Source organism: Streptomyces sp. NPDC046465, from assembly GCF_040646035.1.
In the GTDB taxonomy this organism is placed as follows: domain Bacteria; phylum Actinomycetota; class Actinomycetes; order Streptomycetales; family Streptomycetaceae; genus Streptomyces.
This window is the reverse complement of record NZ_JBEYZK010000002.1, coordinates 342,967-357,149: the sequence shown is the minus strand read 5'-3', so window position 1 is coordinate 357,149 and position 14,183 is coordinate 342,967. Positions and strand designations below refer to the sequence as shown.

The 14,183-nt window shown below is 71.8% G+C and carries 16 protein-coding genes; 12 read left to right on the top strand and 4 right to left on the bottom strand.

Annotation, left to right across the window (positions count from 1 at the left end):
* Positions 1-14: 14 nt before the first annotated feature.
* Both tsaE and ABZ953_RS04580 read left to right on the top strand, forming a co-directional pair.
* Entirely contained in the window at positions 15-557 is a 543-nt protein-coding gene (gene tsaE, locus ABZ953_RS04585; protein WP_361716605.1) for a tRNA (adenosine(37)-N6)-threonylcarbamoyltransferase complex ATPase subunit type 1 TsaE, read from the top strand.
* A 160-nt stretch (positions 558-717) separates the two neighbouring features.
* Positions 718-906 (top strand): hypothetical protein, encoded by a 189-nt coding sequence (locus ABZ953_RS04580; protein ID WP_361716602.1) that lies wholly within the window; start codon positions 718-720, stop codon positions 904-906.
* Here ABZ953_RS04580 and ABZ953_RS04575 read toward each other — a convergent pair.
* Entirely contained in the window at positions 896-1,426 is a 531-nt protein-coding gene (locus tag ABZ953_RS04575; RefSeq protein ID WP_361716599.1) for a hypothetical protein, read from the bottom strand. The genes ABZ953_RS04580 and ABZ953_RS04575 overlap by 11 nt on opposite strands.
* Before the next feature lie 223 nt (positions 1,427-1,649).
* Between ABZ953_RS04575 and tsaB the strand changes: the two genes are divergently transcribed.
* The 4 genes from tsaB to ABZ953_RS04555 are packed head-to-tail and all read left to right on the top strand — an operon-like array spanning position 1,650 to position 4,204.
* The gene (gene tsaB, locus ABZ953_RS04570; RefSeq protein ID WP_361716596.1) at positions 1,650-2,306 is read left to right on the top strand and encodes a tRNA (adenosine(37)-N6)-threonylcarbamoyltransferase complex dimerization subunit type 1 TsaB; all 657 of its coding nucleotides are present in this window, start codon (positions 1,650-1,652) and stop codon (positions 2,304-2,306) included.
* 44 nt (positions 2,307-2,350) lie between these two features.
* A complete protein-coding gene (gene rimI, locus ABZ953_RS04565) occupies positions 2,351-2,833 on the top strand; it encodes a ribosomal protein S18-alanine N-acetyltransferase (protein ID WP_361717077.1) in 483 nt (160 codons plus the stop codon).
* A complete protein-coding gene (gene tsaD, locus ABZ953_RS04560; RefSeq protein WP_361716593.1) occupies positions 2,826-3,950 on the top strand; it encodes a tRNA (adenosine(37)-N6)-threonylcarbamoyltransferase complex transferase subunit TsaD in 1,125 nt (374 codons plus the stop codon). Before rimI ends, tsaD begins: the two co-directional genes overlap by 8 nt.
* Positions 3,947-4,204 carry a hypothetical protein gene (locus ABZ953_RS04555; RefSeq protein ID WP_361716590.1) on the top strand — a complete coding sequence of 86 codons (258 nt, stop codon included), beginning with the start codon at positions 3,947-3,949 and terminating at the stop codon, positions 4,202-4,204. Before tsaD ends, ABZ953_RS04555 begins: the two co-directional genes overlap by 4 nt.
* Here ABZ953_RS04555 and ABZ953_RS04550 read toward each other — a convergent pair.
* Together ABZ953_RS04550 and ABZ953_RS04545 are read right to left on the bottom strand one after the other, a co-directional pair.
* Complete coding sequence (locus tag ABZ953_RS04550; RefSeq protein WP_361716587.1) at positions 4,201-4,788, bottom strand: class I SAM-dependent methyltransferase; 588 nt, start codon at positions 4,786-4,788, stop codon at positions 4,201-4,203. The genes ABZ953_RS04555 and ABZ953_RS04550 overlap by 4 nt on opposite strands.
* Before the next feature lie 28 nt (positions 4,789-4,816).
* Positions 4,817-5,536: a helix-turn-helix domain-containing protein gene (locus tag ABZ953_RS04545; RefSeq protein WP_361716584.1), complete on the bottom strand. Its 720-nt coding sequence runs from the start codon at positions 5,534-5,536 to the stop codon at positions 4,817-4,819.
* 80 nt (positions 5,537-5,616) lie between these two features.
* Between ABZ953_RS04545 and ABZ953_RS04540 the strand changes: the two genes are divergently transcribed.
* The 3 genes from ABZ953_RS04540 (at position 5,617) to ABZ953_RS04530 (ending at position 9,054) form a co-directional block, all read left to right on the top strand.
* Positions 5,617-7,245, top strand: coding sequence for an MFS transporter (locus tag ABZ953_RS04540; protein ID WP_361716581.1), 1,629 nt, complete (start codon positions 5,617-5,619; stop codon positions 7,243-7,245).
* 41 nt (positions 7,246-7,286) lie between these two features.
* Positions 7,287-7,640 (top strand): YciI family protein, encoded by a 354-nt coding sequence (locus ABZ953_RS04535; protein ID WP_361716578.1) that lies wholly within the window; start codon positions 7,287-7,289, stop codon positions 7,638-7,640.
* 187 nt (positions 7,641-7,827) lie between these two features.
* Entirely contained in the window at positions 7,828-9,054 is a 1,227-nt protein-coding gene (locus ABZ953_RS04530) for a DUF6596 domain-containing protein (RefSeq protein WP_361717074.1), read from the top strand.
* A gap of 26 nt (positions 9,055-9,080) precedes the next feature.
* Here the strand turns inward: ABZ953_RS04530 and ABZ953_RS04525 are convergent, their stop codons facing one another.
* Positions 9,081-10,241 (bottom strand): class I SAM-dependent methyltransferase, encoded by a 1,161-nt coding sequence (locus ABZ953_RS04525; RefSeq protein ID WP_361717071.1) that lies wholly within the window; start codon positions 10,239-10,241, stop codon positions 9,081-9,083.
* Between the two features lie 202 nt (positions 10,242-10,443).
* Here ABZ953_RS04525 and ABZ953_RS04520 point away from each other — a divergent pair, with 202 nt between their 5' ends.
* The 3 genes from ABZ953_RS04520 (at position 10,444) to groL (ending at position 14,033) form a co-directional block, all read left to right on the top strand.
* Positions 10,444-11,364, top strand: coding sequence for a polysaccharide deacetylase family protein (locus tag ABZ953_RS04520; RefSeq protein ID WP_361716575.1), 921 nt, complete (start codon positions 10,444-10,446; stop codon positions 11,362-11,364).
* A gap of 595 nt (positions 11,365-11,959) precedes the next feature.
* Positions 11,960-12,268 (top strand): co-chaperone GroES, encoded by a 309-nt coding sequence (gene groES / locus ABZ953_RS04515; RefSeq protein ID WP_018528412.1) that lies wholly within the window; start codon positions 11,960-11,962, stop codon positions 12,266-12,268.
* A gap of 136 nt (positions 12,269-12,404) precedes the next feature.
* Positions 12,405-14,033: a chaperonin GroEL gene (gene groL / locus ABZ953_RS04510; RefSeq protein WP_361716570.1), complete on the top strand. Its 1,629-nt coding sequence runs from the start codon at positions 12,405-12,407 to the stop codon at positions 14,031-14,033.
* Positions 14,034-14,183 lie beyond the last annotated feature (150 nt).

Below are 14,183 nucleotides of genomic sequence, written 5' to 3'. Positions count from 1 at the left end.
CTACCGTGGACGGTATGGAAGCACCGCACCACCAGGCCCCCGCCGGCGTACTCAAGATCACGGTCAACTCCCCCGGTCAGATGGGTGAGTTGGGCCGCCGCCTGGCCAAGATCCTGCGCCCCGGCGACCTCGTCATGCTCACCGGTGAGCTCGGCGCCGGCAAGACGACACTGACCCGTGGCCTGGGCGAGGGCCTCGGCGTGCGCGGCGCCGTCACCTCGCCGACCTTCGTCATCGCCCGCGTGCACCCGCCGCTCGGCGCAGGGCCCGCCCTCGTGCACGTCGACGCGTACCGCCTGGGCGGCGGGCTCGACGAGATGGAGGACCTGGACCTCGACGTCTCGCTGCCCGACTCGGTGATCGTCGTGGAGTGGGGCGACGGCAAGGTCGAGGAGCTCTCGGACGACCGGCTGCGGATCGTCATCGACCGTGCGGTGGGGGACACGGCGGTGGGGGATACGACGGTGGGGGATACGACGGACGAGGTGCGCGAGGTGACGCTCACCGGTCTCGGACAGCGGTGGGCCGACGCGGACCTGGAGTCGCTCGCGGCCTGAGGCGCGGCCTGAGGCGCGGCCTCTTCTCGTACGTTCGCCCTAACGTTCCGACAAGTCGTCGGCAAAATGTTGCGTTGCGCGTGCCGGGCGTGGTCACATGGAGAGAGGTACTGGTTAGGTCTACCTAACCACGTCTGCCCCCGGAGCCCAGGAGGCATCCATGTCGGCTTCAGAACACGACGGACAGCCGCAGCCGCACGTGCCGACGTCCTCGCCCGTGCCGATGCCCTCGCACCTGTCGATGAGTGACCTGCTGGCGTCCTGTGCCGCGGCGACGGCGGTCTCCACGCCGCCCGGCGATCCGGCCACGGAGGACGCTCCCGCGGTCCGCCCGTCGATCAAGGAATAACGACGACCTTGCGGTCGCGCAGCGCGAACTCCCACATCGCATTGCCGTCCGCCCGCGACTCGCGGATGCCACCGGTCTTCTTCGACGGGTCCGGCTCCGGAGTCGAGCCGTCGACCGCCGCGCTGAAGCCGACCCCGATCCCCTCGACGGACGTGAACCGCACGACGTGCTCGACCGCCTTGCCATCCGTACCGGTGACGGCACCGGTACGCGAAGTGACGCTGTAGGTGCCCGGCGCCGGGTCGATCGTGCCCGGCGTGACCGTGAACGTGACCCGCAGCTTCCCGTCGGGCTCGACCAGCCAGACCCGGTCCTCGCCCACGGAGTACACGACGCGCTGCCCCGTCCCCGACCGCGCGGGCACCGCCTTCGGGTCCGCCTTCTCCTTCGGGGAGCGCGGCGCGGCGGCCGAGGGAGAGGTCTTGCCGGGGTGCTTGGCCAGGTCGTCCGGCGCGCTGGCCGAGGCCTGGTAGGCGAGGAAGGCGACCGCGGCGAGCGCAGCGGCGGTGAGCCCGGCCACGAATCCCGAGCTGCTCCTTGACACCTTGCGCCACCCACCTCTTAGTACTGCGTACGGCTGCCGGGTTGACGTTAGCAGCAGCCACGCCCCATCCCCGGGCATCCGCACCCGGCGCCGGTGCGATGCCCGTCGGATGCCGTCCGATGCCCGTCGGATGCCTGTCGGATGCCCGCCGGATGCCGGTACGGCCGTGCGCCGCGCCTCGGAGCCGTAGGCTGTTCGCGTGCTCTTGCTCGCTCTGGATACCGCAACGCCCGCCGTCACCGTCGCCCTCCACGACGGCTCCTCCGTCATCGCGGAGTCGAGCCAGGTCGATGCCCGGCGGCACGGAGAACTGCTCCTTCCGGCCGTCGACCGGGTGCTCGCCGAGGCGGGCCTCGGACTCGACGCCGTGACGGGCATCGTCGCCGGGGTGGGCCCCGGCCCCTACACCGGTCTGCGCGTCGGCCTGATGACCGCCGACACCTTCGGCCTCGCGCTCGGCGTGCCCGTGCACGGCGTGTGCACGCTGGACGGCCTCGCGTACGCCTCGGGCATCGAGGAAGGCCCCTTCGTGGTGGCCACCGACGCCCGGCGCAAGGAGGTCTACTGGGCGCGTTACGACGACGTCCGCACCCGCGTGGGCGAACCCGCCGTAGACCGCCCCGCGGACATCGCGGCCGAGGTCGCGGGGGTGCCCGCGGTCGGCGCGGGCGCGCTGCTCTACCCCGACACCTTCCCCGACGCCCGCGCGCCCGAGCACGTCTCGGCCGCCGCGCTCGCCGCCCTGGCGGCGGAGAGGCTGGCGGCGGGCGAGGAGCTCCTGGAGCCCCGGCCGCTGTACCTGCGCAGGCCTGACGCGCAGGTGCCCAAGAACTACAAGGTGGTCACCCCGAAGTGACCACCCAGGTGACCCAGGCGACCGAGGCCGCCGTGCTGCGCGAGATGCGCTGGTGGGACATCGACGCGGTGTTCGTCCTGGAGAAGGAGCTCTTCCCGGACGACGCCTGGTCGCGCGGCATGTTCTGGTCGGAGCTGGCCCACGCGCGCGGGCCGCTGGCCACCCGCCGCTATGTGGTCGCCATGGACGGCGACCGCCTCGTCGGGTACGCGGGGCTCGCCGCCTCCGGGGACCTGGCCGACGTCCAGACCATCGCCGTGGCGCGCGACCACTGGGGCTCCGGCCTCGGCGCCCGGCTCCTCACCGACCTGCTGCAGGCCGCGACCGCCTTCGAGTGTGCCGAGGTGATGCTGGAAGTGCGGGTCGACAACACACGGGCGCAGAAGCTGTACGAGCGCTTCAACTTCGAGCCCATCGGCTTCCGGCGCGGCTACTACCAGCCCGGCAACGTGGACGCCCTGGTCATGCGCCGCACCGATCCCTCCACCCCCGTATCCGGCGTACAAGGAACCGAGATTCATGGCTGACTCGCGCGACGAACCCCTCGTCCTCGGCATCGAGACCTCCTGCGACGAGACCGGCGTCGGCATCGTCCGCGGCACCACCCTGCTCGCGGACGCCATCGCCTCCAGCGTCGACGAGCACGCCCGCTTCGGCGGCGTCGTCCCCGAGGTCGCCTCGCGTGCGCACCTGGAGGCGATGGTGCCGACCATCGAGCGCGCCCTGAAGGAAGCGGGCGTGAGCGCGAAGGACCTGGACGGCATCGCGGTGACCGCGGGCCCCGGGCTCGCGGGCGCGCTGCTCGTCGGGGTCTCGGCCGCCAAGGCGTACGCGTACGCCCTCGGCAAGCCGCTCTACGGCGTGAACCACCTCGCCTCGCACATCTGCGTGGACCAGCTGGAGCACGGGCCGCTGCCCGAGCCGACCATGGCGCTCCTGGTCTCCGGCGGCCACTCGTCGCTGCTGTTGTCCGAGGACATCACGTCCGACGTACGGCCGCTCGGCTCGACCATCGACGACGCGGCGGGCGAGGCGTTCGACAAGATCGCGCGGGTGCTGAACCTCGGCTTCCCGGGTGGCCCCGTCATCGACCGGTACGCACGCGAGGGCGACCCGAAGGCCATCGCCTTCCCGCGCGGGCTCACCGGGCCGCGCGACGCCCCGTACGACTTCTCCTTCTCCGGTCTGAAGACGTCCGTCGCCCGCTGGATCGAGGCGAAGCGGGCAGCGGGCGAGGAGGTGCCGGTACGTGATGTGTCCGCGTCCTTCCAGGAGGCGGTCGTCGACGTGCTGACCCGCAAGGCCGTGCGGGCCTGCAAGGACGAGGGCGTCGACCACCTCATGATCGGCGGTGGCGTGGCCGCCAACTCGCGCCTTCGCGCGCTCGCGCAGGAGCGGTGCGAGAAGGCGGGCATCCGGCTGCGCGTGCCGCGCCCCAAGCTGTGCACGGACAACGGCGCGATGGTCGCGGCCCTCGGCGCCGAGATGGTGGCCCGCAACCGGACGGCCTCGTCCTGGGACCTGTCGGCGGACTCCTCGCTGCCGGTGACGGAGCCGCACGTGCCGGGGCACACGCACGGCCACGGCCACGGCCACGATCACGATCACGTGCACGAGGTCAGCAAGGAGAACCTCTACTCATGACGCTCGCGCTGATGTGGGAGGCCCGTGCCGTCGAGGGGCGCGGCGAAGAGCTGCTGGCCTGGGCGCGGGCCCAGGAGATCGACGGCTCCCCGGTCCGCCGCGAGACCTTCCGCGCGCCGCAGGACCGGGTCCTCGTCATCACCTGGTGGGACGCCGGGCCCGACGCCGAGCTGCCCGAACTCCCGGAGCCCGCTGAGGGGTTGGTGACGCGGGCGGTGCACCGCTGGCGGTTCGAGTCGGTGGAGCGGGTCTAGGACTTCTTGTACGTCAACAAGTAGCGCCAGAACAGCAGGTGGCGCACGCTGCTGCCGGGCAGGAGGCGGGCCGCCTCGGTGCGGATGTCGGGGAGCCGCATGTCCGGCTGTCGGACGGGGGCTTTGAGCGGGGGCGTGTGCTCGCCGCGCAGGCGCTCGGAGGCGTACACCGTCGCGCGGGCCACCGCGTTCGCCGGGGATGCCGCGAGGTCCCACCAGGTCATGCCCGCGTAGCAGCCGAGGACGAGCAGGGTGCCGCCCGGGGCGAGGGCGTCACGCAGGCGGGTCACCGTGGCGAACGGCATGTGGTGCAGGCTCGCCAGGCAGGTGATGACGTCGTACCGGGCCGCGGGCAGGTCTTCCTTCGTCACGTCCGCCCGGCGGAAGCGGGGGCCGCCGCCCGCGGCCTCCGCCTCGGCGATGACCTCCGGCGACGGGTCCAGCGCGTCGACCTCGTAGCCGCGGGCCGCGAGGCGGCGGGCGAAGCGCCCGGTGCCGCAGCCGATGTCGAGGGCGGTGCGGCCGCCGGGCGGCAGGTTCCGCAGGAGCAGCGGGTGGTAGTGGTCGTTGTGGTCGAAGGGCACGCGGGCGAGCCTGGCACACCTCCCTGAATCATGTGCGGTGTGCCGCCCGGCCCAGCAACCCGTCGATGACCGCGCCCAGTTGGCGGGTCACGTCGTAGTCCTCGGTCAGTTCGGCCCAGCGGCCCGCGAGCGCCGCGAGGTGGGGCAGCTCGGCCGCGTCCGCGTCGGTGAGCAGGCCGGGGAAGTGGCGCTTGCGGTCCGGGTCCTCGGCGCGGCGCTCCATCGCGCGGTGGAAGGCCAGGTCTCCGTAGACGCAGTGCCAGATGGTCCGGTACGCGCGAACGGCGTCCTCGGGAGTGAGCCCGCACGCGATGCCGGAGGCGATGATCTCCTCGACCATCCACAGGGCGCCCTCGTCGGTGAGGTCGCCGAGGCTGAGGACTTCGACCACCCAGGGCATCCCCGCCAGGATCCCGTGCATGTGCACCGAGACGGCGAGGAGGCGGTCGCGCGGGTCGGCGGGCAGTTCGGGGCGCGGGACCGTGGCGGCGGTACCCGCGAGCGTGAGCATCAGGAGCTCGTCCTTGTCGCGCACGTGGTGGTAGAGCGCCATCGGCGTCGCGCCGACCTCCTTGGCGACCCGGCGCATGCTCAGGGCCGAGACGCCTTCCGTCTCCAGGATTCGGCGGGCGGTCGCGACGATGGTCGCCTTCTCGATGCGGCGGGGGCGTCCTACGGCGCGCTTCTTCGCCGTAGCGGGGGCCTCGGCCCCGTCCGCCGCTGTCTGCTTGTTGTCATCTGCTGCCACCTGCTCATTGTCACGCCTGGGAGGGGAAGCGGGCGGCAACCCTTGCGCAGTTTCTATACGCGTATAGTAACGTGCGTCGCATGGTGAAACCGATAGATACGGCGGACTCGACGGACTCGACGGACACGGTGAACTCGGCGGACACGGTGAACTCGAACGCTCCGCGCGGGCCTTGGCTGCTGCCGGTGCTGCTCACCGTGCAGTTCCTCGTCTCCCTGGACATGTCCGTCGTCAACATCGCCCTGCCCGACATGGGCGACGACCTCGACTTCGCCCCCGACTCGCTGCTCTGGGTCGTCAACGCCTACGCGCTCGCCTTCGGCGGCCTGCTCATGCTCGGCGGCCGCCTCGCCGACCTGGTCGGTCGGCGCCGCACCCTGACCTGGGGATTCGCGGTCTTCGGCGCGGCGAGCCTCGCGGGCGGGCTGGCCCTCGCGCCGGGACAGCTGATCGCGGCGCGGGCCGTGCAGGGCGCGGGCGCGGCGGCGCTCGCCCCCGTCGCGCTCGCCCTGATCACCGTGAACTACGCGGCGGGCCCCGCACGGTCCCGGGCGCTCGGCCTGTGGGGCGTCTCGGGGGCGCTCGGCGGAGCCGTCGGGATCATGGCGGGTGGACTGCTCACCGACTGGGTCGGCTGGCGCTCCGTGATGCTGATCAACGTCCCCGTGGTGCTCGCCGCGCTCCTCGCCGCACGGCACGGGGTCCCCGCCGACCGCCGTACGGGCCCCGCGCCCCGCCTCGACATCTCCGGCGCCCTGCTTGTCACGGCCGGGACGACGCTGCTCGTCCTCGGCCTCGTGCGCACGGAGACGTACGGCTGGGAGTCGGGCGCCACGCTGGGCACGCTCGGCGCGGCGGCCCTGCTGCTCGCCGCCTTCGTCGCCGTCGAGGCCCGCAAGCGGGAGCCGCTGCTGCGGCTCGGCCTGCTCGGCACGGCGCACCGGCCCGTACTCTCCGCGAATGTCTTCGCCCTCCTGATGTCCTCGGGACAGTTCGCCGCCTTCTACTTCACCTCGCTCTACCTCCAGCAGGTGATGGGGTACGGGCCGACGGCGGCCGGCGCCGCGTTCCTGCCGTTCTGCGCGGGCATCGTGGCCGGGTCGACGGTCGCGACCCGCACGGTCGGGCGGCTCGGCGAGCGGACGCTCCTCGTGGCGGGCGGGCTGCTCGGCGCCGCCGGGTTCGGGTGGTTCGCCCTGACGGTCGAGGCGGGCGGCACGTTCCTCGGCTCCATCCTCGGCCCCTCGCTGGTCGCGAGCGTCGGCATCGGCCTGTGCTTCGTGCCGCTCGGTACGGCGGCCACCAGCGGCGTCGCCCCCGAGGAGACCGGCATGGCCGCCGGACTGCTCAACAGCTCGCGCCAGCTCGGCGGCTCGCTCGGCCTCGCGGTCCTGGTCACGGTCGCGGCGAACTTCACGGGCCAGGGGCAGGGCAGGAGCGCGCTCGCCGAGGGGCACGCGGCGGCCTTCGCGGCGTCCGCGGGGCTCCTGGTGGCGGCCGCCCTGGCGACGGCGGTGCTGCACGGCCGCCGTACGACCCCGCCGACCGACTCGACCGACTCGACCGACTCGACCGACTCGACCGGCTCGACGGACTCGACCGGCTCGACCGCACCGCTGCGACCTGCGGAATCGCCTGCCGGGAAAGAAATCTCGAAAAATCTCGGCGACGATGTCGAAACGGGCGTCTCCCGTTCGACGCAGGGGTGAGAGGCGAGGAGAGGCCCCGCCACCACCCAATGGGAGACACCATGCCGCGCTACCTGACGATGATCCGTATCGACGAGAACAACGTTCCCGAGGGCGGCCCGAGCCCCGAGCTGCAGGAGCGCATGGGCGCACTGCTCGAAGAGATCACCAAGGCCGGGGTGATGCTCGACACCGCGGGCCTGCGGCCGACCTCCGAAGGCGCCCGCGTGACCTGGGACAAGGGCGAGATGTCCGTGACCGACGGCCCGTTCACCGAGACCAAGGAGGTCATCGGCGGCTACTCGATCTGTCAGGCCAAGGACATGGCCGAGGCGGTCGAGTGGACCAAGCGCTTCCTGGGGACCCACGAGGACTACTGGACGATCACCGCGGAGGTCCGGGAGATCGAGGGCTAGGGCTGGGGCCAGGGCGCTTCTGACGGATCTCCGCGGGGCCGCCTCAGGGCCCGCCCGGACCGGTCCCAGCCTTTGCGGGGGGTGCGCCGGGGTGTTCTGATGGGTGGCCGTGAGCCATCCGCCGGAGCACCCCCGTCGCACACCGCCGGAGCGGCAGCCCCGCCGCGCCGTCGAGACCGTCTTCCGCATGGAGTCGCCGCGCATCATCGCCGGTGTCACGCGGATCGTACGAGACGTCGGCATCGCCGAGGAGCTGGCGCAGGACGCCCTGGTGGCAGCCCTCGAACAGTGGCCCGAGGAAGGCGTCCCCGACAACCCGGGCGCCTGGCTCATGGCCACCGCCAAGCACCGCGCCATCGACCTGGTCCGCCGCCGCGAGCGCTACGCCGCCAAGCTGGCGGAGGTCGGCCGCGACCTGGAGACCATGCGGCCCGGCGCGGACGAGCCCGCCGACCCCGCCGACCCCGACGAGATCGACGACGACCTGCTCCGCCTCGTCTTCACCGCCTGCCACCCGCTGCTCTCCGCCGAGGCCCGGGTGGCGCTCACCCTGCGGCTGCTCGGCGGCCTGACCACCGCGGAGATCGCCCGCGCCGTGCTCGCCCCCGAGCCGACCGTGGCGCAGCGCATCGTGCGGGCCAAGCGCATCCTCGCCACCAAGGACGTCGCCTTCGAAGTCCCCCGCGGCCCGGACCGCGAGGCCCGCCTCGGCTCGGTCCTCGAAGTCATCTACCTCATCTTCAACGAGGGGTACGCCGCCACGGCGGGCGACGACTGGCTGCGCCCGGCGCTGTGCGAGGACGCCCTGCGCCTGGCGCGGGTCCTCGCGGGTCTCATGCCCGAGGAGTCCGAGGCGCACGGCCTCGCCGCGCTCCTCGAACTGCAGGCGTCGCGCGCGGCGGCACGCACGGGCCCGTTCGGCGAGCCGGTACTGCTCAGGGAGCAGAGCAGGGCGCGCTGGAACCGGCTCCTCATCCGGCGCGGTTACGCGGCCCTCGCGCGGGCCAGGGCCGCGGCGGCCTCGTCCAGGGCCCTCGGCCCGTACGCGCTGCAGGCCGCGATCGCCGCCTGCCACGCCCACGCGCACTCGTACGAGGAGACGGACTGGCAGCAGATCGCCGTCCTCTACGGCCTGCTCGCCGCCCGCACCCCGTCCCCGGTGGTCGAGCTGAACCGCGCGGTCGCGGTCTCGATGGCGCAGGGCCCGGAGTCCGGCCTGTCCTTGGTCGACGCGCTCAGCGCCGAACCGGCCCTGAAGGGCTACCACTTGCTGCCCAGCGTGCGGGGCGACCTGCTTGAGCGGCTCGGCAGGACGGCCGAGGCGTGCGCGGAGTTCGAACGGGCGGCGTCGCTGGCGCGCAACGAGAGGGAACGGGAGCTGCTGCTCGCGCGGGCGGCCTCCTGCCAGCTCTGAGCGCCTGTCTTTGAACGCCGCCCGGGTCAGTCCGAGGCGGCCGTCTGCGCCGTCTGCGCCGGGTGCCCGATCAGCATCGTCGGCGCGCCCGCCACCCGCGTCAGGAAGACGGTCGCGGACTGCTTCCCCTGAGGCTTCACCTTGCGTCGCAGCTCCTCCGGCTCGACGGCGGACCCGCGCTTCTTGACGGTGAGGATGCCGACCCCGCGCTCCCGCAGCAGCGCCTTCAACTTCTTCACGCCGAAGGGGAGTTGATCGGTGATCTCATAGGCGGTGGCGTACGGGGTGGCGTGCAGGGCGTCGGAGGTGACGTACGCGATGGTCTCGTCGATCAGCCCGCCGTCGACCCGCGCGGCGACCTCGGCGACCAGATGCGCGCGGATGACGGCGCCATCCGGCTCGTACAGATAGCGCCCGACGGGACGCACGTCGGGGTCGGGCAGCATCGCGTCGATCGAGGACCACAGGGAGGCGGCGCCGGGCAGCAGCGTCGCGCGGTGCGAGGAGGGCGCGTCCGTGCCGAACCACAGCACGGCCTCCTTCACGTCCCCGCCGTCCGAGATCCACTCGGCCCCCGCCTCGGCCGGGATCGCCTCGTGCGGGATGCCGGGAGCGATCTTCAGCGCGGCGCGCGGCGCCTTCAGTGCCGTCTCGACCGCCCACGACAGGGGCGGGGAGTAGGACTCCGGGTCGAAGATGCGGCCGCGCTTGGAGGAGCGGCGCGCCGGGTCCACGAACACCGCGTCGTACGCCGACGTGTCGACCTCGGTGACATCGGCCTCGCGGAGCTCGATGAGCCCGGCGAGCCCCAGGGCCTCCGCGTTGGCGCGGGCGACCGCGCAGGTCAGCGGCGAGCGGTCGACGGCGAGCACGGAGATCCCGGCCCGCGCGAGGGCGATCGCGTCGCCGCCGATGCCGCAGCACAGGTCGGCGAGCGAGCGGACCCCGAGGGCCTTGAAGCGCTCGGCGCGGTGGGTGGCGACGGAGGAGCGGGTGGCCTGCTCGACGCCGTCCGGCGTGAAGAACATCCGGGCCGCGTCCTCGGCGCCGAACTTCGGCACGGCCCGTTGGCGCAGCCGGGCCTGCGCGAGGGCGGCGGAGACCAGAAGCGCCGGGTGCGTGCGGCGCAGCCGGGTGGCGGCGGCGAGCTCCTGTGCGGGCTCGATGTCCCGCACCTCGTCGAGCAGGGCCCGGCCCTCGGCGGTACGGAGGGCGGCGAAGGCGGCGAGGGGGTCGCCGAGGTCGGTCGCGTGGCCGCTCGGCGTGTTCGGGTCGCTCGGCGTGTTCGGGTCGTTCACCTGCCCCATTGTGGGCCAGTCGGTGGACGGTGCGCGGCCGGTGGCGGTGTCGGGGCCGCGACACGACCTTGAGCTGCGAGGATCCGGCTCCATGCAACTAGTACGACAAAACGTAAAATACGCCAGAAGACGGAACAACCGGGTGCATGCCGCAGTCGCCGTCCTGGCCGCCTCCGCCATCGCCTCGGGCTGCGCCTCCGCGGGCGACTCCGCGAACCCCGCCCATGGTCAGCAGCCGCTCAACGCCCCGCCCGCCCGCGCCCTCGACTCCTACGCCCAGAAGCTCGGCGCGATCCAGGCCGCGCGGGCCGCGGCGGCCAAGCGCTGGGGCCTGGCGAAGACCCCGCTCGCCGCGCCCCCGCCGCCCAGGACCAAGCCGCGGATCACCACCCGCAAGGGCTTCGACGTCAAGGGCCAGTCGAGCCTGCCGCCGGTCTTCACGACGATCCCCACCAAGAAGAAGGTCGTCTTCCTGACCATCGACGACGGCGCCGAGAAGGACCCGGCACTGCTGAGGATGATGGGCGAACTGCACCTGCCGTACACCGCGTTCCTCAGCGACTACCTGGTCAAGGAGGACTACGGCTACTTCAAGAAGATGCAGGACCGCGGCGTCACCCTGAACAACCACACCCTCCACCACCGCTACCTGCCCGGCCTGTCGTACGAGGGCCAGCGCCGCGAGATCTGCGGCATGCAGGACGTGATCACGAAGCACTACGGCAAGCGCCCCGAACTCTTCCGCCCGCCGTACGGCAACTACAACCGTGACACCCTGCGCGCCGCCAAGTCCTGTGGCGTCAAGGCGGTCCCGCTGTGGGCGTCGGAGGCCTTCGCCGACCACATGGAGTGGCGCGAGTGGGACCGCGACCTGCACCCCGGCGACATCATCCTCACGCACTTCCGTGGCCGTGAGGACTGGAAGGGCACCATGCCCGACATGGTCCGCAAGGTCATGAAGACGGTCACGGACAAGGGTTACGCGGTGGCCAGACTGGAGGACTACCTGTGACCCCCCGGGCGCGAGCGCGCCGCCGCCTCCTCGCCGGGGCCCTGCTGTGCGGAGTACTCGCGCCCGCACTGCTCGCAGGCTGCGCGGAATCGGTGGACCCGATCGAACGCCTGGGCAGAAAGGCAACGCAAAAACTCCCCCCACGCAAACCGGGCACGACCTCCCACCCAGCCCCGAAGCCAGGCTCAGAGCCGTCCGCCCCCCGCTGTGGGCAGGCGTTCCGCTGGGGGTCCCCCCAGGCCCTTGAGGCACTGGGGGAGGAACGGGTGGGCACAGCCCCCGGTGCCGAGCAACGTGAATCAGGGCATCCACAAATCGCAGGTGGGGAACCCGAAGGCCCAGAGAACCGTTGCCCCGACAGGGAAAACTCACCGCCAGCCCCGGCACGGAGCACCCCCATCCGCTAAAGCCCGACGCAGTCGACTGGCACTCCGCTTGACCGAGTGCTAATCCCCGTCCTAGTCTCACTTCTGGCACTCCCCACTGGAGAGTGCCAATAGCGACGGGCAGGTCCGGCACCCGCGACGACGGATCCACCTGGTCGCCACACTCAGACTCTTAACCCCGTGAGATCTCCGAAGGGGGAGACCGGATCGTGACGACCACCAGCTCCAAGGTTGCCATCAAGCCGCTCGAGGACCGCATTGTGGTCCAGCCGCTCGACGCCGAGCAGACCACGGCCTCCGGCCTGGTCATTCCGGACACCGCGAAGGAGAAGCCCCAGGAGGGCGCTGTCCTCGCCGTGGGCCCGGGGCGCTTCGAGAACGGCGAGCGCCTTCCGCTCGACGTGAAGGTCGGCGATGTCGTGCTGTACAGCAAGTACGGCGGCACCGAGGTGAAGTACAACGGCGACGAGTACCTCGTCCTCTCGGCTCGCGACGTGCTCGCGATCGTCGAGAAGTAGTTCACCGCTACACCTGCTTCACCTGCTTCACCAGCAGATTTGCTTTTGAGCTGCGCCCCTGGTCACCCCGCTGATTGCCGGGCGGCGAGGGGCGCAGTTCGTTCACCCGAGTTTTCGAGAGGGCTGAATCGCTCCCATGGCGAAGATCCTGAAGTTCGACGAGGACGCCCGTCGCGCCCTTGAGCGCGGCGTCAACAAGCTTGCCGACACGGTCAAGGTGACGATCGGCCCCCGCGGCCGCAACGTCGTCATCGACAAGAAGTTCGGCGCGCCGACCATCACCAACGACGGCGTCACCATCGCCCGTGAGGTCGAGGTCGACGACCCGTACGAGAACCTCGGCGCCCAGCTGGTGAAGGAGGTGGCGACCAAGACCAACGACATCGCTGGTGACGGCACCACCACCGCCACCGTGCTCGCCCAGGCCCTGGTCAAGGAAGGCCTGCGCAACGTCGCCGCCGGCGCCTCCCCGGCCGCCCTGAAGAAGGGCATCGACGCCGCCGTCGCGGCCGTCTCGCAGGAGCTCCTCGCCACCGCCCGGCCGATCGACGACAAGGCCGACATCGCGGCCGTCGCCGGTCTGTCCGCCCAGGACCCGCAGGTCGGCGAGCTCATCGCCGAGGCGATGGACAAGGTCGGCAAGGACGGTGTCATCACCGTCGAGGAGTCCAACACCTTCGGCCTTGAGCTCGACTTCACCGAGGGCATGGCCTTCGACAAGGGCTACCTGTCGCCGTACATGGTGTCCGACCAGGAGCGTATGGAGGCCGTCCTCGACGACCCGTACATCCTGATCCACCAGGGCAAGATCTCCTCCATCCAGGACCTCCTGCCGCTGCTCGAGAAGGTCATCCAGGCCAACGCCTCGAAGCCGCTCCTGATCATCGCCGAGGACGTCGAGGGCGAGGCCCTGTCGACCCTGGTCGTGAACAAGATCCGCGGCACCTTCAACGCCGTCGCGGTGAAGGCCCCCGGCTTCGGCGACCGCCGCAAGGCCATGCTCGGTGACATCGCCACCCTCACGGGCGGCACCGTCATCGCGGAAGAGGTCGGCCTCAAGATCGACCAGGTCGGTCTCGACGTGCTCGGCACCGCCCGCCGTGTCACCATCACCAAGGACGACACGACGATCGTCGACGGCGGCGGCAACAAGGCCGACGTCGAGGGCCGCGTCAACCAGATCAAGGCCGAGATCGACGCCACGGACTCCGACTGGGACCGCGAGAAGCTCCAGGAGCGCCTCGCGAAGCTGGCCGGCGGCGTGTGCGTCATCAAGGTCGGCGCCGCCACCGAGGTGGAGCTGAAGGAGAAGAAGCACCGTCTGGAGGACGCCATCTCCGCGACCCGCGCCGCGGTCGAGGAGGGCATCGTCTCCGGTGGTGGCTCCGCCCTGGTGCACGCCGCCAAGGTGCTCGGCGACTCGCTCGGCAAGGAAGGCGACGAGGCCACCGGTGTCGCCGTCGTCCGCCGCGCCGCCGTCGAGCCGCTGCGCTGGATCGCCGAGAACGCCGGCCTCGAGGGCTACGTCATCACCTCGAAGGTCGCCGAGCTCGACAAGGGCTTCGGCTTCAACGCCGCGACCGGCGAGTACGGCGACCTGGTCAAGGCCGGCGTCATCGACCCGGTCAAGGTCACCCGCTCCGCCCTGGAGAACGCCGCGTCCATCGCGTCGCTGCTCCTCACGACCGAGACCCTGGTCGTCGAGAAGCCGGCCGAGGAAGAGGCGGAGGCCGGTCACGGCCACGGGCACGGTCACAGCCACTGACCTGAGTTGCCCGAGGCCCGGTTCCCATCACAGGGAGCCGGGCCTCGGGCCTTTTCGGGGATGCGTCTGCCGGGTTGCTTCCCGTTGCCGGGTGCGGATCGCGGTCCGTCCTCGCGCAGTTCCCCGCGCCCCTTAGGGGGCGCTCGCCGA